This window comes from Vibrio thalassae (assembly GCF_900089835.1).
GTDB lineage: Bacteria > Pseudomonadota > Gammaproteobacteria > Enterobacterales > Vibrionaceae > Vibrio > Vibrio thalassae.
In genome coordinates, this window is sequence record NZ_OANU01000004.1 from 82,059 (window position 1) to 101,287 (window position 19,229).

The following is a 19,229-nucleotide window of genomic DNA, read 5'->3' on the forward strand; positions in this document are numbered from 1 at the left end:
ATTATCAACCCCATGCGGTAGGATGCCCATGGACGTTTACTTATTGAAGATTAAATAATGACTGAATCTTTTGCTCAACTCTTTGAAGAGTTTCTAAACGAAACAGAATTCCAACAAGGCAGCATCGTTAAAGGTACTGTAGTAGCTATCGAGAACGGTTTCGTTCTTGTTGACGCTGGTCTTAAGTCTGAGTCTGCTATCCCTGCTGAACAGTTCAAGAACGCTGTTGGCGAACTTGAAGTTGAAGTTGGTGCTGAAGTAGACGTAGCTCTAGACGCTGTTGAAGACGGTTTCGGTGAAACTCAACTTTCTCGTGAGAAAGCGAAGCGTCACGAAGCTTGGATCGTTCTTGAGAAAGCTTACGAAGAAGCTGAAACTGTTGTTGGTATCATCAACGGTAAAGTTAAAGGCGGTTTCACTGTTGAACTAAACGGTATCCGTGCTTTCCTTCCTGGTTCTCTTGTTGACGTACGTCCAATCCGTGACACTGCTCACCTAGAAAACAAAGAGCTAGAGTTCAAAGTTATCAAGCTAGACCAGAAGCGTAACAACGTTGTTGTTTCTCGTCGTGCTGTTATCGAATCTGAAAACAGCGTTGAGCGTGACGAACTTCTTGAGACTCTACAAGAAGGCACTGAAGTTAAAGGTATCGTTAAGAACCTTACTGACTACGGTGCATTCGTTGACCTTGGCGGTGTTGACGGTCTTCTACACATCACTGATATGGCGTGGAAGCGTGTTAAGCACCCATCTGAGATCGTTAACGTTGGTGACGAGATCCTAGTTAAAGTTCTTAAGTTCGACCGTGAGCGTACTCGCGTATCACTAGGTCTTAAGCAACTAGGCGAAGATCCATGGGTAGCAATCGCTAAGCGTTACCCAGAAGGTCACAAGCTAACTGGTCGTGTTACTAACCTAACTGACTACGGCTGCTTCGTTGAAATCGAGGAAGGCGTTGAAGGTCTAGTACACGTTTCAGAAATGGATTGGACTAACAAGAACATCCACCCATCTAAAGTTGTTAATGTTGGCGACGAAGTTGAGGTTATGGTTCTTGATATCGACGAAGAACGTCGTCGTATCTCTCTAGGTCTGAAACAGTGTAAAGCTAACCCGTGGCAGTCATTCGCTGAAATGCAAGCTAAGGGCGACAAAGTTACTGGTAAGATCAAGTCTATCACTGACTTTGGTATCTTCATCGGTCTAGAAGGCGGCATCGACGGTCTAGTTCACCTATCTGACATTTCTTGGAATGTTGCTGGTGAAGAAGCAGTTCGTGAGTACAAGAAAGGTGACGAGATCTCTGCAGTAGTTCTAGCAGTAGACGCTGAGCGTGAGCGTATCTCTCTAGGCGTTAAGCAAATGGAAAATGACCCATTCAATGCTTACGTTGCAGACACTAAGAAAGGTACTCTAGTAAACGGTACTGTTACTGCAGTTGACGCTAAAGGTGCTACTATCGAACTAGAAGAAGGTGTAGAAGGCTACATCCGTGCTTCTGAAGTATCACGTGACCGCGTTGAAGATGCGTCTCTAATCCTAAGCGTTGGCGACAGCGTTGAAGCGAAGTTCACAGGTGTTGACCGTAAGAACCGCGTAATCAACCTATCTGTTAAAGCTAAAGATGAAGCTGAAGAGCAAGAAGCAATGGCTTCACTGAACAAGCAAGAAGAAGGCGCGTTCGGTAATGCTATGGCTGATGCATTCAAAGCTGCTAAAGGCGAATAATTTACGCCATTAGTGAAAAAGGAGCCGTAAGGCTCCTTTTTTTTGTTTTTATCTTTTCAAAATATAGACTATTATCAATTTATACAGGCAGTTAGTGCACTGTTGTTGTAAAATGACAAATAGACCATTATTCACTAAATATAAAGATACTAAAGATAAAGAGTAACGAGGGTACCTACCTATGACTAAGTCTGAACTGATAGAAAGACTCTGCGCGGAGCAAACGCATTTGTCCGCAAAGGAAATTGAAGATGCGGTAAAAGATATTTTAGAGCATATGGCGAATAAGCTAGAAAGCGGTGACCGTATCGAAATTCGCGGTTTTGGTAGCTTCTCCCTTCACTACCGCGAACCTCGTGTAGGTCGTAACCCTAAAACTGGTGATAAAGTGGAACTAGAAGGCAAATACGTGCCACACTTTAAGCCAGGTAAAGAGTTGCGCGAACGCGTGAACGACAGTCTATAAATACTCGTTAATCGATAAAACGGCATGCTTGTTTAGTGTGCCGTTTTGTTTTGTGTTGGAGTGAATGATGAGCTCAATCGTATGAGGGCTGTTCACAGAATAGGCTAGATGCTCTAATTTGGAGATTGAATAACAAGATTCTTGTTAGAGGGCATGGTGTGTGAATACAATTTCCTGCATAATCATAGCTATCCAATAACTGTGGTAAAAACGCATGAAGATTATAAAAATAGTTTTACTGATAGCGCTTTTTTTAGCGACCTTGGCGCTTGGTTCGCAAAACCAAGCTGTGGTGACATTTAATTATCTGTTGGCCCAAGGTGATTTTCATCTTTCAACCTTATTGGGTAGTGTGTTTGTCGTCGGTTTTGTTATCTCGTGGATCATTTTTGGCACACTGCACCTTAAGTCTCAGTTGACGGTGCGTAAGCTAAAAAAACAGTTAGCGAAACAAAACCCGTCTGAATCTAAAGAAGTGGTTAGCACTAAGAGCTGATCAAATGAGAAGGTTAGGGTCGATTTACTAAATGCTTGAGCTATTATTCCTGCTTCTTCCAATAGCAGCGGCCTATGGTTGGTACATGGGGCAACGCAGTGTGAAGCATGATCGACAAGAGCAATCGCATCAGATATCTCGTCAGTATATGACGGGCCTTAACCTATTGCTTTCCGATCAATCGGATAAAGCGGTTGATCACTTTATCGAGCTGCTACAAGTCGACAATGAAACGATAGATACCCACCTTGCTCTGGGTAACCTATTTCGTTCTCGCGGTGAAGTAGACCGCGCCATCCGAATTCACCAAAATCTTATCTCCCGTTCTGGTTTGACTATCGATCAGAAAAATCTTGCACTACAACAGCTTGCCAAAGACTATATGGTGTCTGGCTTTTTAGACCGTGCAGAAAAAATCTTCGTTCAATTGGTTGATGAGCCTGAGCATCGTGAAGCCGCTTTAACGCAACTATTGGCCATTTATCAGCAAACCAGTGAATGGCATAAAGCCATTGAGTACGCCACGGCCTTACAAAAAATGGGTAAGAAGCGAGTAAAGAACAGTATCGCTCATTTTTGGTGTGAGCTGGCAATGATAGAAAAAGCGGATGATAACACCAACAAAGCAGTGCAAAACTTTAAAAAGGCTCTTGCGGTCGACCCACGATGCGCTCGCGCTAGCATTTCTTTAGGTAAGCTTTATTTAGAAGATGCAGATTACGCTAAAACTGTGTCGTATTTGGAATCGGTATTAGAACAAGACAAAGACTTTATTAGTGAAGTGCTGCCAACTCTGGCGGAGTGCTATCACCATTTGGGACAAGAGCAAGGGTTGGTTGAGTTTTTAAGAGCCAGCATCGAAAAAGGTGCCGGTGTTTCCGCTGAACTTATGTTAGCGCAACTTGTTGCTAACCATGAGGGAACAGAAGCAGCGCAAGCCCTGCTTACTCGTCAGCTTGTTCGCAGTCCAACCATGAAAGGCTTCTATCGCCTAATGGACTACCATCTGGCAAATGCCGAAGAGGGCCGAGCTAAAGAGAGTTTAACGACTTTACAATCACTAGTGGGTGAGCAGCTAAAAACGAAACCGCACTATCGATGCCGCAAATGTGGCTTTTCAACACATTCGTTATATTGGCATTGTCCTTCATGTAAAGGATGGGGTACGATCAAGCCGATACGAGGACTGGATGGCGAGTAGCCTCCAACACAGAATTTTTAATGCAGCACTTATGTGCTGCTTTTTTTGAGTAAAACTCAACTTTCAATTAGGAGCGAAAATGATTGACCAAAAAGTGATTGTTGCACTGGACTATGATAACCGAGCCGATGCATTAGCTTTTGTCGATAGAATTGACCCAAGCTCTTGCCGACTAAAAGTGGGCAAAGAGATGTTCACACTATTTGGTCCTGAGTTCGTTCGAGAACTTCATAAACGAGGCTTCTCTGTATTTCTAGATCTTAAGTTTCATGACATCCCTAACACCTGTTCAAAGGCGGTACGTGCGGCCGCAGAAATGGGGGTGTGGATGGTGAACGTTCATGCAGGCGGTGGTGAGCGTATGATGGCAGCATCACGCGAGATTTTAGAACCGTATGGCAAAGAGCGACCACTTCTTATTGGCGTAACGGTTCTAACGAGTATGGAACAGTCAGATTTAGCAGGAATTGGTATTAATGTTGAGCCTCAAGAGCATGTTCTTCGCTTGGCTAACTTAACTAAGAACGCGGGCTTGGATGGTGTGGTTTGCTCTGCTCAAGAATCCAGTATGTTAAAAGCGGAACTTGGCCAACAATTTAAACTTGTGACTCCTGGTATTCGTCCTGCTGGCGCAGCGGTTGGTGACCAAAAACGTATTATGACACCAGAGATGGCAATTCATGCGGGTTCTGATTATCTTGTGATTGGTCGTCCAATTACACAGGCAGAAAATCCAGCGCAGGTTCTCGCTGACATCAATGCATCTCTGCGTTAAACCGAATCGCTAAGGTATTAAAAAAGAGCCACTATCTTTCTAAGATGTTGGCTCTTTTTTATGATTTTTACTCAAGAGATTTAAGCAGGAATGCCACTATGGAATTTAAAATCATTATCTGGAGATGAAATCAGCTCCGCTTCGATTTTTCCAAAGTAAGCGACTCGTTCACTGATGTCAGCCCCCGCAACCTGCTCAGCCAAGGTCAAGTAGTCTTGATAGTGACGTGCTTCTGAACGCAGCAAGGATACGTAGAATTTTGCAATGTCATCATCCATGTGGGGGGCCAACTTAGCGAAGCGTTCGCAAGAGCGTGCCTCAATATAGGCTCCAATGATAAGTTTATCGACTAAGGTATTTGGCTCATACGTCGCCATCTTTGATAATAGCCCTTTTGCATATCGGCTTGCCGGTATCGGCTCGTAGTTGATACCACGCTGTTCCATAATCTCTAACACCTGATAGAAATGATGTAACTCTTCTTTAATCAAGAGCACCATTTTATCAATTAAATCTTGGCTATAAGGGGAGTCAGATTTGGCGATAATGGACTTAGAAATATTACTCTTGCCACGCAGTGTTTCCATGTTACCTATACGGCGATAAGCAAATTCTTCATACGGTTTAAACCAATCGAACAACACCGCGGCGCTATGTTGGTCTACGGCATATTTGCGAATGAGGAACATGGCCGATTGACCCGCTTTTAGCTCACACAGTAAGTGGTCAATAAGAATCGTAGGAAGGTTGTCAGGCTTTTTAGCTTCTTCAACCCATTCGTTAGGCGTTGCACACTGTAAAAATTGATTAATTGGAGTAAGAATTGCGTCTATTTGAGATGGAGTAATCATAATATTTTTCGTTGAGCTAATTGAAAAAGGCCGCCAAAGCGACCTTTTTTGAACCAGTAAAGACTACCATTTTTTCTTTTCACCAAACAGCGCATTGATGTCATCGTCGCGCTCTCTATTGGTTTGTTGTTTCTCCTCGGCTTTTGCCAGTCGAGTATTTTGAAGTTGCTCTAGTATCTCAGAGAGTTTTTCTTTGGCTTGCATCGAGTAGTTATCATTCTTTGTGCTCAGCGCATCGATGCCTTTCTTAAGAAGTTGAGCGGCAGTTCCAGGTTGACCTTTCGTCATAGATTCGTGTGCGCGTTTAACCACATTCTCGATATTGATTCGAATCTGAATGGTTTCTAGTCGACCATTTTCAACCATATAAGACTGTGTATCGATGCGGCCCTTATTATGTTCGGTACGGATAGTATCTCTCAATCGTTTAACCAGTTTAAGCATAATGATTGCTTGTTTGTCGCTGGTTGGTACTTTGAACGAGGTCGCATCATTACCTTCATAATTGTCTTGAATTTGTTGAACTTGGTTCTTGGCGGATTCTACTCTTTGTGCGAGGTGCTTGTTTTTGGGGTCGAGGTCAAACATGTTGATAAGCGCATCGAGGATTCGATTGTGCAAACACAACATCAGTTCTTTGCTATATGGAAGATAACTCGCACCATTAATCAACTCTTCGGTCGCGTCAATTAAGGCTACGTAGCGAGCAGATTCTTGACGTCGTGTCGCTTCCGCTTTCAATTTGTATTGCAACATAATGTTGTATCCAAGGATAAGGACGAGCAACAGTGCAACCAGTGCGATGATTAAACCAATATTCATAACGTTTTTTATCTACGCTGAGTTTCCCTACAATTCGATAAATAGGATACACCAAAGACAAGTGCATCAACACAGATAAGTTGTCGATTCGGTCATAAAGCAAGGAATTCGATAGCGTTTCCGCCAGCAAAAAAAGCGAATGAGCAATTTGTAGTCAAAAAAACTGTTAATCTTTCTAGGAATTCGTTATAACTAATAATTATATGCTTGCTTTGAGTTGTGATGGGCTCAAGGCAATATCAACAGGGATGATGAGAAACCGATGAAGTTACAGCAGTTAAAATACATTGTCGAAGTAGTAAACCATAACTTGAATGTGTCTGCCACGGCAGAGAGCCTTTACACCTCTCAGCCTGGTATTAGTAAGCAGGTCCGCTTGCTGGAAGACGAGTTAGGTATTCAGATTTTTGAACGCAGCGGCAAACATCTAACGCAAGTGACCACGGCAGGTAAAGACATCATTCGTATCTCTCAAGAAATTCTTTCTCGAGTTGAGAGTATTAAAGCAGTTGCAGGTGAACATACTCACCCTGAAATGGGAACCTTGAATATTTCGACAACCCACACGCAGGCGCGTTATGCGCTTCCTGAAGTCATTAAGGGGTTTACCGCTCGTTATCCTAAAGTGTCTCTGCACATGCACCAAGGTACACCATCACAAATGTCAGAGGCCATCGCTAAAGGGACGGCTAACTTTGCCATCGCGACAGAAGCCCTACATCTTTATCAAGACGCTATCATGCTACCTTGTTATCACTGGAATCGCTCTATCGTCGTGCCCAAAGACCATCCTTTGGCATTGAAACAACAGATCACCATCGAAGATTTAGCGGCGTACTCGTTAGTCACGTATGTATTTGGTTTTACGGGACGCTCTGAGCTTGATACGGCCTTTAGCAAGGTTGGTTTGACGCCGAAAGTGGTCTTTACTGCGACAGATGCTGATGTCATTAAAACGTATGTAAGAATGGGGATTGGTGTGGGTGTCATTGCTAGCATGGCGATGGATGAATCCCAAGACACCGACCTTGTCGCCATTGACGCAAGCCACATATTTGGAGCGAGTACCACCAGCATTGGTTTTAGAAAAGGTACGTTCCTGCGCTCGTACATGTATGATTTCATGGAGCGCTTTGCGCCGCATTTGACTCGCCCAGTTGTCGAACAAGCTATCTCTCTTAAGTCTAACGTTGAGATTGAAGAGATGTTTAAAGATATCGACTTACCCGTTAGGTAGCATAAACTCCTTTCGTTGTTGAACACTTCCTCCTACAATCGGTGCGATTAACGTATTGCACCGAGAATAGGAGGGCGCAAATGCATCAGTCGTTTGCAGACATCACGTCATTTCTTATCCGTCATCAGAGTTATTGGCGTCATGATCCTTTTCATCAAGTGATCTCTGGACAAGTGGTATGGCAGCCATCAGCGCCTCGACTATTTGAGTGGCTGCAAACCTTGTCTTCGCAACAGATTCATCAACTCAAATCATCAACGCAATGCACAATTGAAGCTCTAGAGCCTTATATTTCTGATATTCGAGCGATTCACACGGCCACTGAGCTTAGCTCGATATGTGCAGCAGATGAGCTTACCCTACCAAGAGGGCTCGATGCGGGTATTCCTGGCAGAAAGCTTGAGCAAATAAAGCAGATGACAACAGCGTGCTTAAATGACCACGCTGGTACAGAATGGTTAGAGTGGTGTTCCGGTAAAGGATTTCTAGGGCGGTTATTGGCCTCAGAATCAAAACAAACCGTCACGAGCTTTGAGTTTCAAGGCGCGCTTTGTAGAGCAGGGCAACAAGAAGCGGATAAGCGCGCGCTCCCGATGCGGTTTGTTCAAGGTGATGCTTTTTCTCCCCAAGCGAAATGGGTCTTTAAGTCCACGCAGCATGCGGTTGCGCTTCATGCATGTGGTGACTTACACGTCACTCTTATTAAATACGCTGTAGAGCAGAGTTTGTCTGCGCTGACGATATCACCGTGTTGTTATCACCTTATCCAAGGAGACAGTTATTCGCCTTTATCCCAAGAAGGTAAGGCGGCGAACCTGTCTCTTACTAAACAGGAATTGCGCATCCCGCTTCAAGAAACGGTGACCGGAGGGGAGCGTGTGCGCCGACATCGAGAAAAAGAGATGGTCTTTCGTTTAGGTTTTGATGCCTTGTGCCAACATCATCAGCTTAGCCAAGGTTATTTACCTGTACCGAGTTTACAAAAATCGCAATTATCGCAAGGCTTTCAAGCGTTGTGTGAGTGGGCAGCTGGTAAGAAGCAGCTCGACTTACCAATGGTTGATTTTGACTATTTTGAAAAAATAGGTCAGCAACGTTATTGGCAAATGGAAGCACTAAGTTTGGTACAAGGCGTTTTTAGGCGACCGTTGGAAGTGTGGTTGGCTTTGGACAAGGCATTGTATCTACAACAGCAAGGTTTCAGTGTGGCACTCAGAACATTCTGTGAACCTAGCGTAACACCAAGAAATATTCTGATTCATGCGATGAGACAGCAATAAAAAAACGGGCACGAGGCCCGTTTTCACTTTTTGAAGTCTAGAACACGCGATTAGTTAAACATAGCAATCGCTGTTGCTGGCTCCACGTATTCTAGGTCGAAGCTTTCCGCTACTTCTTTGCAAGTCACTTTGCCGTGAATAACGTTTAGACCATCGAGGAAGCCTTTGTCTTCAGTCAGTGCTTGTTGATAACCTTTGTTCGCAAGCTTGATGATATAAGGCAAAGTGGCGTTGTTCAGCGCGAAAGTAGAAGTACGAGCAACCGCGCCAGGCATATTGGCAACGCAATAGTGAACGACATCATCAACAATATACGTCGGATCCGCGTGAGTGGTTGCATGGGATGTTTCGAAACAGCCACCCTGGTCGATGGCTACGTCAACGATGGCTGCGCCTGGTTTCATTTTAGCAATGTGTTCTTTGGTGACCAGTTTAGGTGCCGCAGCACCAGGTACTAAAACAGCACCAATAACGAGATCTGCTTCTAGAACATGCTTCTCTAGAGCATCTTCAGTAGAATAAACGACTTTTGCGCGACCCTGGAATTCTTCATCCAAAACGCGTAATGTATCAATATTGCGGTCGAGGATTGTGACGTCTGCACGCATACCTACAGCCATGCGAGCAGCGTTAGAACCCACTACGCCACCACCAACGACAACGACCTTAGCTGGTTCTACCCCAGGTACGCCACCTAGTAGTAGACCTCGTCCACCATTGGACTTTTCGAGTGTTTGTGCGCCAGCCTGTATAGACATTCGCCCAGCGACTTCAGACATTGGTGCTAATAGTGGTAAGCGACCCATATTATCTGTTACAGTCTCATAAGCAATGCAGACAGCTTTGCTCTTGATTAGCTCTTCAGTTTGTGGAAAATCTGGTGCTAGGTGAAGATAAGTGAATAAAATTTGTCCTTCGCGTAACATAGCACGCTCGACAGCTTGAGGTTCTTTTACCTTAACAATCATCTCTGCTTTCGCAAAAATGTCAGCAGCGGTAGGAAGAATGGATGCGCCTACAGCGATGTAATCATCGTCTGAAAAACCGATACCAACGCCAGCGTTAGTTTCAATGTAAACGTCGTGGCCGTTTGAGATTAGCTCTCGAACGCTTGCTGGAACCATACCAACGCGGTATTCGTGGTTTTTAATTTCTTTAGGTACGCCAATTATCATCCTGACTCCTCTATATATTGTGGTTGTATTAACTGTGTGTAGGGTGTTATTGTCGAATTAAGTACTAGTATATAAGCTAATAAACAAAATTTGATACTGAATATTACAGAGTTGTAGTATATTTTTTTGCAAGGAAGTAACAAGGTGGAATAAAAAATGGCAGACAACTATAAGAAACCGTCCAAGGAACTAGACCGAATTGACCGCAACATTCTAAATGAGTTGCAAAAAGATGGTCGAATCTCAAACGTTGAACTCTCCAAACGAGTGGGTCTTTCTCCTACTCCATGTTTAGAGCGTGTGCGTCGACTTGAGAGACAGGGATATATTACGGGTTACACTGCTCTTCTTAACCCTCAATATTTAGACGCGTCACTACTTGTTTTCGTAGAAATTACGCTAAACCGTGGTGCGCCGGATGTGTTCGAGCAGTTTAATACTGCGGTACAAAAGCTGGATGATATTCAAGAGTGTCATCTAGTTTCTGGTGATTTCGACTATCTTTTGAAAACAAGGGTGTCGGATATGGGTGCTTATCGTAAACTTCTTGGGGATACTTTACTCCGTCTACCGGGTGTAAATGACACACGTACGTACGTTGTAATGGAAGAAGTGAAGCAAACCAACCAGCTAGTGATCAAAACCCGCTAAACTGTAATGACAGTAAGTCTTACAGGAAGTTGACTAAAGTAATGAAAATCCATGCTTTATTCACTCCCTAGATTGGGTTTTAATCCTTGATGTGGTTAAATCAACGAATACACCGAGCGGCTTTTGCCGCTCGGGCTGTTTTCAATAATTAGATGTTGGTTATGTTCAAACAGGACAAAAAAAGAGTCGAAACGATTATCAAGACTAGCGAAGAGCAAGAAGCGCTTCGCCTTAACGGATTTCAACGGCTGAGGGAATGCTGCTTTATCTTAGCTGTGCTTACGTCCATTCTGCTCGCTGTAGCATTATTTACCTTTAATCCTGCCGATCCTTCTTGGTCACAGACTTCTTGGGGAGGAGAGATTCAAAACTCAGGCGGTATTGTCGGCGCATGGTTTGCGGACACCTTATTTTTTGTCTTTGGTTCTTTGGCATACCCAATACCATTTATTGTGGCATTCAGTGCTTGGGTCTTTTTCCGTAATCGTGATGAAGACGATGAGATCGATCTAATGATCTGGGGAACGCGTATCCTTGGGTTGGTTATCCTTATCTTAACCAGTTGTGGTCTCGCTGATATCAACTTCGATGATATTTGGTACTTTTCATCCGGTGGTGTGATTGGTGATGTGCTAACCAGTCTTGCTTTACCTACGCTTAATGTTCTAGGAACGACCATAGTCTTGCTATTTCTTTGGGGTGCCGGCTTTACGCTATTAACTGGTGTTTCATGGTTGAGTATTGTTGAATGGATTGGCGACTCTGTATTGTCGATGTCCTCCAGTGTTGTCAATAAAGCCCGTGGCACCAAAGAAGAAGTGTACGAGCCAGTTTTATCTCAACCTGAACGAGCAGAGTTGGCTGACGATCTGCCGCACTTCTCAGCAAAAGCGAATGAGTCTGAAACGGACGCTGCAGAGACTGCTCCGGCTACGAAAAAGCGGTACAACATTCATGTACCAGAACCAGTGACTACCGTCGCAGCTCAGGCTACTTCGAATAAAGAAGAAGAGTTCGATACGCTGTTTTCTAAAGACTGGCAACAGCCAGAGACGGACACGCAGCGTATCGAACCGACGATGACTATGCCTGAGCCGGATGTTGAACCAGAACCGGAATATCATCACGTAGCTGCGACTATTGAACCTGTTGCTCCTATCTATGAAGCGAAAGAACAACAGCCATCAGAGCATTTTGAGTCTGATGAGCAACCGCAAGTAGAACGGACTCTTCAGCTGGGCGCAACTATCGAAGAGCTTGAAATGGCTGCGCGCTCCAGTGATGATTTCGCAGCGCAAGACAATGACGCACGTGAAATGGACGCTTCTATACCGGCGTCAACGTCTGCGGTGATTGGCGTGGCGACATTAGCGTCTGCAACCCAAGCGGAAACGTTGGCAGAAACTGTCAACGTCGACAATATGCCGTGTGAGACGAATGAGTCGGTAACTGAAACGCCATCGGTTGATAATCCACGTTTTGACGCTGCGAGCATCGATTCACCATCCGAGCCAACGTCTCAAGCTAATAATGAGTTAGGGGACTTTGAAGCACTTGATGTTGAGCCTTCTCGTACCCATATTGAACCGAGATTTGATATCGATGAATTTGAGCAAGAAGAGACACTGCACGCATCAGCACATCAACAAAGTCCTGAAAATCAGGATGTTGATCCAGACTCTGCTGCGTTCCAAAATCTAGTTGCGGATGCCCAGAAAGCGCAGATGGCGAAAATGAACCCGTTCTTAGTGCAGCAAGAGCAGAATCTTCCTAAGCCTGCAGAGCCACTTCCTACACTAGAACTGCTTTATCATCCAGAGAAGCGTGAGAACTTTATCGACCGAGAAGCACTAGAAAACATTGCTCGTTTGGTTGAATCTAAATTAGCAGACTACAAGATAAAAGCCGAGGTGGTGGATATCTTCCCTGGCCCTGTGATCACTCGTTTTGAGCTAGACCTTGCTCCGGGTGTTAAAGTGAGTCGTATTTCAGGTTTATCGATGGACTTAGCCCGTTCACTGTCAGCAATGGCCGTTCGTGTGGTTGAAGTGATTCCTGGTAAACCTTACGTTGGACTTGAACTGCCGAACATGTCTCGTCAAACGGTATTCTTCTCTGATGTTGTTGGCAGTCAGGCATTTATTGAAGCGAAATCTCCGACAACGGTCGTACTTGGTCAAGATATCGCCGGTGATGCCGTCGTCGCTGATCTATCGAAGATGCCTCACGTGTTGGTGGCAGGTACAACCGGTTCAGGTAAATCGGTCGGTGTGAACGTAATGATTCTGAGTATGCTTTATAAAGCGACGCCAGAAGATGTTCGCTTTATTATGATCGACCCGAAAATGTTGGAGCTCTCGGTTTATGAGGGCATTCCTCATCTGTTATCCGAAGTCGTAACAGATATGAAAGACGCGTCTAATGCCCTGCGTTGGTGTGTGGGAGAAATGGAACGTCGTTACAAACTGATGTCAGCGTTAGGCGTTCGTAATATTAAAGGCTTTAACGACAAACTTAAGATGGCTGCTGAAGCTGGGCATCCAATTCACGATCCATTATGGCAAGCTGGAGACAGCATGGATCCTGAGCCGCCTTTACTTGAAAAACTACCATATATCGTTGTTGTCGTTGATGAATTTGCCGACTTGATGATGGTGGTCGGTAAGAAGGTGGAAGAATTGATTGCTCGGTTGGCACAAAAAGCACGTGCGGCGGGTGTACACCTTATTCTTGCCACTCAGCGACCTTCAGTGGATGTTATTACCGGTCTTATCAAGGCTAACATTCCAACTCGTGTGGCCTTTACCGTTTCGACTAAGACCGATTCTCGTACCATTCTCGATCAAGGTGGTGCGGAGTCTCTGCTAGGTATGGGTGACATGTTGTATTTGCCACCTGGCTCAAGTCATACCACGCGCGTTCACGGTGCTTTTGCATCGGACGATGATGTTCATGCGGTGGTAAATAACTGGAAAGCCCGCGGCAAACCGAATTACATTGAAGAGATTACCAGCGGTGAGCAATCGCCAGAAACCTTACTCCCAGGTGAGAAAATGGAAGGTGATGAAGAGATGGATCCGCTGTTCGACCAAGTTGTTGAGCACGTTGTTCAGTCTCGCCGTGGTTCGGTGTCTGGGGTACAAAGACGATTTAAGATTGGCTACAACCGCGCTGCTCGTATTGTCGAGCAACTAGAGGCGCAAGGCATTGTTAGTGCACCAGGTCATAATGGTAACCGTGAGGTGCTAGCACCGCCGCCACCGAAAGATTAATAACGATTGATAAGCTCTGAGGAGACTACATGAAGAAATGGTTAACGCTCGCAATTTTGAGCTTTTCCACACTAGGCTTTTCTGCTCTAGCAACAGCGACGCCTCAACAGGAGCTAAGCGACAGACTACAACTGAACGATGGCTTCAGTGCCACGTTCACTCAAAAAGTCACTAGCCCTGACGGTGAGGTGGTGATGGAAGGAAAGGGAAACGTTGAGATTTCACGCCCGAGTATGTTCCGCTGGGTAACGACGATGCCAGATGAAAATGTCTTGGTCTCAGATGGTCGCAACCTGTGGTACTACAGCCCATTTATCGAACAAGTTAGTATTTATAATCAGGAACAAGCCACGGAACAAACGCCGTTTGTATTATTAACTCGTAATCGTGCCAGCGATTGGGATAACTACAGCGTCAACCAAAAAGGGGACGTCTTTACTCTTATCCCAACAGCTGTTGATTCAACGCAGGGGCAGTTCCAGATCAATATCGACAGCAAAGGGATTGTGCATGGCTTTAATGTTATTGAACAGGATGGCCAGAAAGGCACCTTTGTGTTTAACCATATTAAGGTAGGTAAACCTTCAGCTGATCGATTTACCTTTGTTATTCCTAATGGCGTCGAAGTGGACGACCAAAGGAACTAGGAGATTGCGTGAGTAATTTCAGTTTTGACTTTTCAGGGGACGAAGATTTTCGTCCCCTTGCTGCTAGAATGCGCCCAGAAAATGTTGAGCAATATATTGGTCAACAGCATATTCTTGGTGTGGGGAAACCGCTTCGACGTGCGCTTGAAGCGGGTCAATTACACTCTATGATCCTCTGGGGGCCGCCAGGTACAGGGAAAACAACACTTGCTGAAGTCGCGGCAAATTACGCTGATGCAGAAGTGGAGCGAGTCTCAGCGGTGACTTCAGGGGTCAAAGACATTCGCGCCGCTATCGAGCGAGCTCGTGAGAATAAACTAGCCGGTAAACGAACGATCCTGTTTGTGGACGAGGTTCATCGTTTCAACAAAAGCCAACAAGATGCATTTTTACCGCATATTGAAGATGGCACAGTAACCTTTATTGGGGCGACGACCGAAAACCCGTCATTTGAACTGAATAATGCATTGCTGTCTCGAGCAAGAGTGTACAAACTGACCTCTTTGGATAAAGCCGACATTTTATCGGTTTTGGAGCAGGCCAGAGACGACGAAAAACGAGGCTTAGGCAGTATTGCGGCGACATTCCATGACAATGTGCTAGAGCGATTAGCTGAGCTAGTGAATGGTGATGCTCGTATGTCGCTAAACTACCTAGAGCTTCTTTACGATATGGCTGAAGATAATGCTCAGGGTGAGAAAGATATTACTCTCGCACTATTGGCGGAAGTTGCAGGTGAGAAAGTCAATCGCTTCGATAATAAGGGCGATATTTGGTATGACCTGATCTCCGCTGTGCACAAATCGATTCGTGGCTCAAATCCAGATGCTGCGCTCTATTGGTCGGCTCGGATGATAGCGGCAGGTTGCGATCCTTTATATATTGCACGTCGATTACTAGCGATTGCGTCAGAGGATGTAGGTAATGCTGATCCTAGAGCGATGCAAGTTGCGTTGTCCGCGTGGGACTGTTTTACGCGTGTTGGGCCAGCTGAGGGCGAGAGAGCTATTGCTCAAGCCATTGTGTATTTGGCATGCGCACCAAAAAGTAACGCGGTGTATACCGCCTGGAAGCAGGCACTCACTGACGCCCATAATCTACCAGAGTATGAAGTGCCGCATCACCTTAGAAATGCGCCAACTTCACTAATGAAAGATATGGGATACGGTGCAGGGTATCGTTACGCTCATGACGAGCCGGGCGCTTATGCTGCTGGTGAGCGCTATTTGCCGCCGGAAATGGAAGGAACGCGCTATTATCAGCCCACAAATCGTGGTCTCGAAACCAAAATTGGCGAAAAGTTAGATTATCTGGCGGATTTAGACGCAAAAAGCCCACAAAAGCGCTATGAAAAGTAGTGGCTTTTAGTTATCTTTATCCGGTTAACAAATTAATATCTACAACTGGTTGTAAAGTAATCAGTTGTAGAGGTATTCACAACTAAAAAGCATAGGATTGGCAATGCTGGATTCTAAATTACTTCGTACAGAGCTGGATGAAACAGCTGAAAAATTAGCGCGTCGTGGCTTCAAACTAGACGTAGAGACTATCCGTAAACTTGAAGAACAACGTAAGTCCATTCAAGTAGAAGTTGAGAATTTACAATCCACGCGTAACTCCATTTCTAAGCAGATCGGCCAAAAGATGGCAGCAGGCGACAAAGAAGGCGCTGAAGAGATTAAAAAGCAGATCGGTACACTAGGTAGCGATCTTGAAGCAAAGAAAGAAGAGCTTACAGCAGTGATGGCTCAACTTGATGACATCACACTGTCTGTTCCTAACGTACCAGCGGATGATGTTCCTCACGGTAAAGATGAGAATGACAACGTAGAAATTTCTCGTTGGGGTGAGCCTAAATCTTATGACTTTGAAGTTAAAGATCACGTAGACCTTGGTGAAATGGGTGATGGTCTAGACTTCGCGAGCGCGACTAAGATCACGGGTGCACGTTTTATCGTAATGAAAGGTCAGTTTGCTCGCCTGCACCGTGCTATCGCTCAATTTATGCTCGACCTTCACACTGAAGAGCACGGTTATACAGAAATGTACGTGCCTTATCTAGTGAACGCAGACAGCCTATTTGGTACAGGTCAGCTGCCTAAGTTTGGTAAAGACCTTTTCCACACTGAACCACTGACTGAAAAAGCGAGCGATGAAGAGCCACGTAAACTGTCTCTTATCCCGACCGCAGAAGTGCCAGTAACGAACCTAGTTCGTGACACTATCTCTGAAGAGGCGGACTTGCCACTTAAGATGACGGCGCACACACCGTGCTTCCGTTCTGAAGCAGGCTCTTATGGTCGTGACACTCGTGGTCTGATTCGTATGCACCAGTTTGATAAAGTCGAATTGGTACAAATCACCAAACCAGAAGACTCAATGAACGCGCTTGAAGAGCTGACAGGTCATGCTGAAAAAGTACTTCAATTGCTTGAACTTCCATACCGTAAAGTGGTTCTTTGTACGGGTGATATGGGCTTCGGTGCTCGTAAAACTTACGACCTTGAAGTTTGGGTTCCTGCGCAAGAGACATACCGTGAGATCTCTTCTTGTTCAAACATGTGGGACTTCCAGGCTCGTCGTATGCAAGCTCGCTTCCGTCGTAAAGGTGAGAAAAAGCCTGAGCTTGTACACACGCTGAATGGCTCAGGCCTAGCGGTTGGTCGTACTATGGTTGCTATCCTAGAAAACAACCAAGAAGCAGATGGTCGTATCGCTATCCCAACCGTGCTGCAAAAGTACATGGGCGGCGCAACCCACATCGGTTAATTGATAGCCTATTCATTATTAAGCCCAGCAATTCTGGGCTTTTTTGTGCCCATAAGCTGCTCTGTTCTTTTCTGAGTGATCGATGTGAGTAATAACTATTACATCAAAGTAATAGTCTTTCGTTTTTTAGATGGATTATTAATCTATTCACAATGGTTATAATGTCCACCTTACCACGGTAAGTATTCATTTCTCGACCTAACTGAGGAGGGCATATGGCCGTAGGGTGGGCGAATGACGATAGTGTCAGCCAACAAATTCAAAATACCATTGACGATGAGATTTCGCGCGTAAGAAGCGCAACAAGTTGTGGCGAAAGTGCACTTTACTGTGACGAGTGTGGAGAGCCAATTCCCGAAGCGAGACGCAGAGCAATAAAGGGTGTGAGATTTTGTATTCAATGTCAGCAGTCTTTAGAGCAACTGACTCAACGTCAGGCACTGTTTAATCGCAGGGCAAGTAAAGATAGTCAACTACGTTAATTGTCATCGTTTCACAAAGCGGTTTGAAGTCAAACGTCAAACCGCTTTTTCGTATCGGTTAGTCTAGTCCTGAATGAAGCAAGCTTCGCTTTCTAACGCTAATTCAATGGCCTTAACTAAGGCTTCAATATGTTCCGGCTGGCTAATGTAAGGTGGCATCATATAGATAAGCTTGCCAAAAGGTCGGATCCAAACTCCTTGCTCGACAAAGTGCTGCTGAATCACTTCCACATTGACGGGGTTGTTGGTTTCGACCACGCCAATCGCGCCAAGCCAACGAACGTCTTTCACTTGCTGGTGGCGAGTTAAAGCCGGGAGCAGCTTGGCAAAGAGTGACTCGATACTGCGAACTTGTTGCTGCCAATGATTCTCCGCAATCAGATCCAGACTGGCTGAGGCGACAGCGCAGGCTAACGGGTTACCCATAAAAGTAGGTCCATGCATAAAACAGCCTGCTTCTCCACCACATACGGTGTCGGCTACATGCTTCGATGTTAGCGTGGCAGACAATGTCATATAACCGCCAGTCAATGCCTTGCCAACACACATAATGTCGGGCTGAATGTCTGCATGTTCACAAGCAAACCGTTTTCCTGTTCTTCCAAATCCCGTGGCGATTTCATCCAAAATAAGCAAAATACCGTACTGGTCACAGAGCTCGCGCACTCGTGAAAGAAACATGGGGTGATAAATTCGCATCCCACCAGCACCTTGAACGATCGGTTCAAGGATCACGGCGGCGATCTTTCGATGATGTAAGTCCATCTTGGCTTTAAAGTCGGCAATATCGGCGTCATCCCACTGCTCTCCAAAACCTAATGTTGGCGATTTTGCAAAAATATGCTCGGGAAGAAAGCCTTTGTACAAACTGTGCATTGAGTTGTTGGGGTCGGTCACCGACATAGCCGCAAAGGTATCCCCATGATAGCCGTGACTTAATGTTAAGAATTTAGGACGGCTTTCTCCTTTTGCATGCCAATATTGCAGCGCCATCTTTAAGCTTACCTCAACGGCGACCGAACCAGAATCAGCTAAGAAAATGTGCTGAAGATTATCAGGCGCTAATGCGAGCAGTCGTTTACTAACATCGATGGCTGGTTGATGCGTAATACCACCAAACATTACGTGAGCCATCTTTTCGCTTTGCTCAGTTAAAGCTTGGTTAAGCTTTGGATGATTATAGCCATGTATCGCCGACCACCAAGATGACATGCCATCTATGAGTTCTCGGCCATCTTCTAAGTGAAGAGTTACGTCATGGGCAGAGACGACGGGATAGCAAGTTAAAGGGTTGAGGGTCGAGGTGTAAGGGTGCCAGATATGCTGTCTATCAAACTCTAAATCCATGAATAATCTCTGATTAAAAATTAACCAAAT

General features: G+C 45.1%; 17 protein-coding genes. 13 read left to right on the forward strand and 4 right to left on the reverse strand.

Features of this window, described 5'->3' with window-relative positions:
• The first annotated feature begins 57 nt into the window (after positions 1 to 57).
• The 5 genes from rpsA to pyrF all read left to right on the forward strand — a co-directional run bounded on the left by rpsA (position 58) and on the right by pyrF (position 4,666).
• On the forward strand, positions 58 to 1,728 hold the full coding sequence (gene rpsA / locus VTH8203_RS03400) for a 30S ribosomal protein S1 (protein ID WP_096992388.1): 1,671 nt from the start codon (positions 58 to 60) through the stop codon (positions 1,726 to 1,728).
• A 181-nt stretch (positions 1,729 to 1,909) separates the two neighbouring features.
• Entirely contained in the window at positions 1,910 to 2,194 is a 285-nt protein-coding gene (gene ihfB, locus VTH8203_RS03405) for an integration host factor subunit beta (protein ID WP_096992389.1), read from the forward strand.
• A 214-nt stretch (positions 2,195 to 2,408) separates the two neighbouring features.
• Positions 2,409 to 2,690 carry a LapA family protein gene (locus VTH8203_RS03410; RefSeq protein ID WP_096992390.1) on the forward strand — a complete coding sequence of 94 codons (282 nt, stop codon included), beginning with the start codon at positions 2,409 to 2,411 and terminating at the stop codon, positions 2,688 to 2,690.
• 31 nt (positions 2,691 to 2,721) lie between these two features.
• Positions 2,722 to 3,891 carry a lipopolysaccharide assembly protein LapB gene (lapB, locus tag VTH8203_RS03415; protein WP_096992391.1) on the forward strand — a complete coding sequence of 390 codons (1,170 nt, stop codon included), beginning with the start codon at positions 2,722 to 2,724 and terminating at the stop codon, positions 3,889 to 3,891.
• A gap of 79 nt (positions 3,892 to 3,970) precedes the next feature.
• On the forward strand, positions 3,971 to 4,666 hold the full coding sequence (gene pyrF / locus VTH8203_RS03420; protein ID WP_096992392.1) for an orotidine-5'-phosphate decarboxylase: 696 nt from the start codon (positions 3,971 to 3,973) through the stop codon (positions 4,664 to 4,666).
• A gap of 80 nt (positions 4,667 to 4,746) precedes the next feature.
• On the opposite strand, the gene miaE is transcribed toward pyrF, so the two are convergent.
• A complete protein-coding gene (miaE, locus tag VTH8203_RS03425) occupies positions 4,747 to 5,517 on the reverse strand; it encodes a tRNA isopentenyl-2-thiomethyl-A-37 hydroxylase MiaE (protein ID WP_096992393.1) in 771 nt (256 codons plus the stop codon).
• A 63-nt stretch (positions 5,518 to 5,580) separates the two neighbouring features.
• A complete protein-coding gene (locus VTH8203_RS03430) occupies positions 5,581 to 6,339 on the reverse strand; it encodes a DNA repair protein (RefSeq protein WP_096992394.1) in 759 nt (252 codons plus the stop codon).
• A 262-nt stretch (positions 6,340 to 6,601) separates the two neighbouring features.
• Here VTH8203_RS03430 and cysB point away from each other — a divergent pair, with 262 nt between their 5' ends.
• Positions 6,602 to 7,576, forward strand: a complete 975-nt coding sequence (gene cysB, locus VTH8203_RS03435; protein WP_096992395.1) for an HTH-type transcriptional regulator CysB — start codon at positions 6,602 to 6,604, stop codon at positions 7,574 to 7,576.
• A gap of 80 nt (positions 7,577 to 7,656) precedes the next feature.
• Complete coding sequence (locus VTH8203_RS03440) at positions 7,657 to 8,856, forward strand: methyltransferase (protein ID WP_096992396.1); 1,200 nt, start codon at positions 7,657 to 7,659, stop codon at positions 8,854 to 8,856.
• A gap of 50 nt (positions 8,857 to 8,906) precedes the next feature.
• Here VTH8203_RS03440 and ald read toward each other — a convergent pair whose 3' ends face one another.
• Positions 8,907 to 10,031, reverse strand: a complete 1,125-nt coding sequence (ald, locus tag VTH8203_RS03445; RefSeq protein WP_096992397.1) for an alanine dehydrogenase — start codon at positions 10,029 to 10,031, stop codon at positions 8,907 to 8,909.
• A gap of 156 nt (positions 10,032 to 10,187) precedes the next feature.
• On the opposite strand from ald, the gene lrp reads away from it, so the two are divergent.
• The 6 genes from lrp to VTH8203_RS03475 all read left to right on the forward strand — a co-directional run bounded on the left by lrp (position 10,188) and on the right by VTH8203_RS03475 (position 17,852).
• The gene (gene lrp / locus VTH8203_RS03450) at positions 10,188 to 10,682 is read left to right on the forward strand and encodes a leucine-responsive transcriptional regulator Lrp (protein ID WP_004734558.1); all 495 of its coding nucleotides are present in this window, start codon (positions 10,188 to 10,190) and stop codon (positions 10,680 to 10,682) included.
• Between the two features lie 161 nt (positions 10,683 to 10,843).
• On the forward strand, positions 10,844 to 13,954 hold the full coding sequence (locus VTH8203_RS03455) for a DNA translocase FtsK 4TM domain-containing protein (protein ID WP_096992398.1): 3,111 nt from the start codon (positions 10,844 to 10,846) through the stop codon (positions 13,952 to 13,954).
• A gap of 29 nt (positions 13,955 to 13,983) precedes the next feature.
• Positions 13,984 to 14,601: an outer membrane lipoprotein periplasmic chaperone LolA gene (lolA, locus tag VTH8203_RS03460; protein ID WP_096992399.1), complete on the forward strand. Its 618-nt coding sequence runs from the start codon at positions 13,984 to 13,986 to the stop codon at positions 14,599 to 14,601.
• 8 nt (positions 14,602 to 14,609) lie between these two features.
• Complete coding sequence (locus VTH8203_RS03465; protein WP_096992400.1) at positions 14,610 to 15,959, forward strand: replication-associated recombination protein A; 1,350 nt, start codon at positions 14,610 to 14,612, stop codon at positions 15,957 to 15,959.
• A 103-nt stretch (positions 15,960 to 16,062) separates the two neighbouring features.
• Positions 16,063 to 17,370 carry a serine--tRNA ligase gene (gene serS / locus VTH8203_RS03470; RefSeq protein ID WP_096992401.1) on the forward strand — a complete coding sequence of 436 codons (1,308 nt, stop codon included), beginning with the start codon at positions 16,063 to 16,065 and terminating at the stop codon, positions 17,368 to 17,370.
• Positions 17,371 to 17,585: 215 nt separating this feature from the next.
• Complete coding sequence (locus VTH8203_RS03475) at positions 17,586 to 17,852, forward strand: DksA/TraR family C4-type zinc finger protein (protein ID WP_096992402.1); 267 nt, start codon at positions 17,586 to 17,588, stop codon at positions 17,850 to 17,852.
• A 63-nt stretch (positions 17,853 to 17,915) separates the two neighbouring features.
• Here the strand turns inward: VTH8203_RS03475 and bioA are convergent, their stop codons facing one another.
• On the reverse strand, positions 17,916 to 19,199 hold the full coding sequence (bioA, locus tag VTH8203_RS03480) for an adenosylmethionine--8-amino-7-oxononanoate transaminase (protein WP_096992403.1): 1,284 nt from the start codon (positions 19,197 to 19,199) through the stop codon (positions 17,916 to 17,918).
• Positions 19,200 to 19,229: the final 30 nt, after the last annotated feature.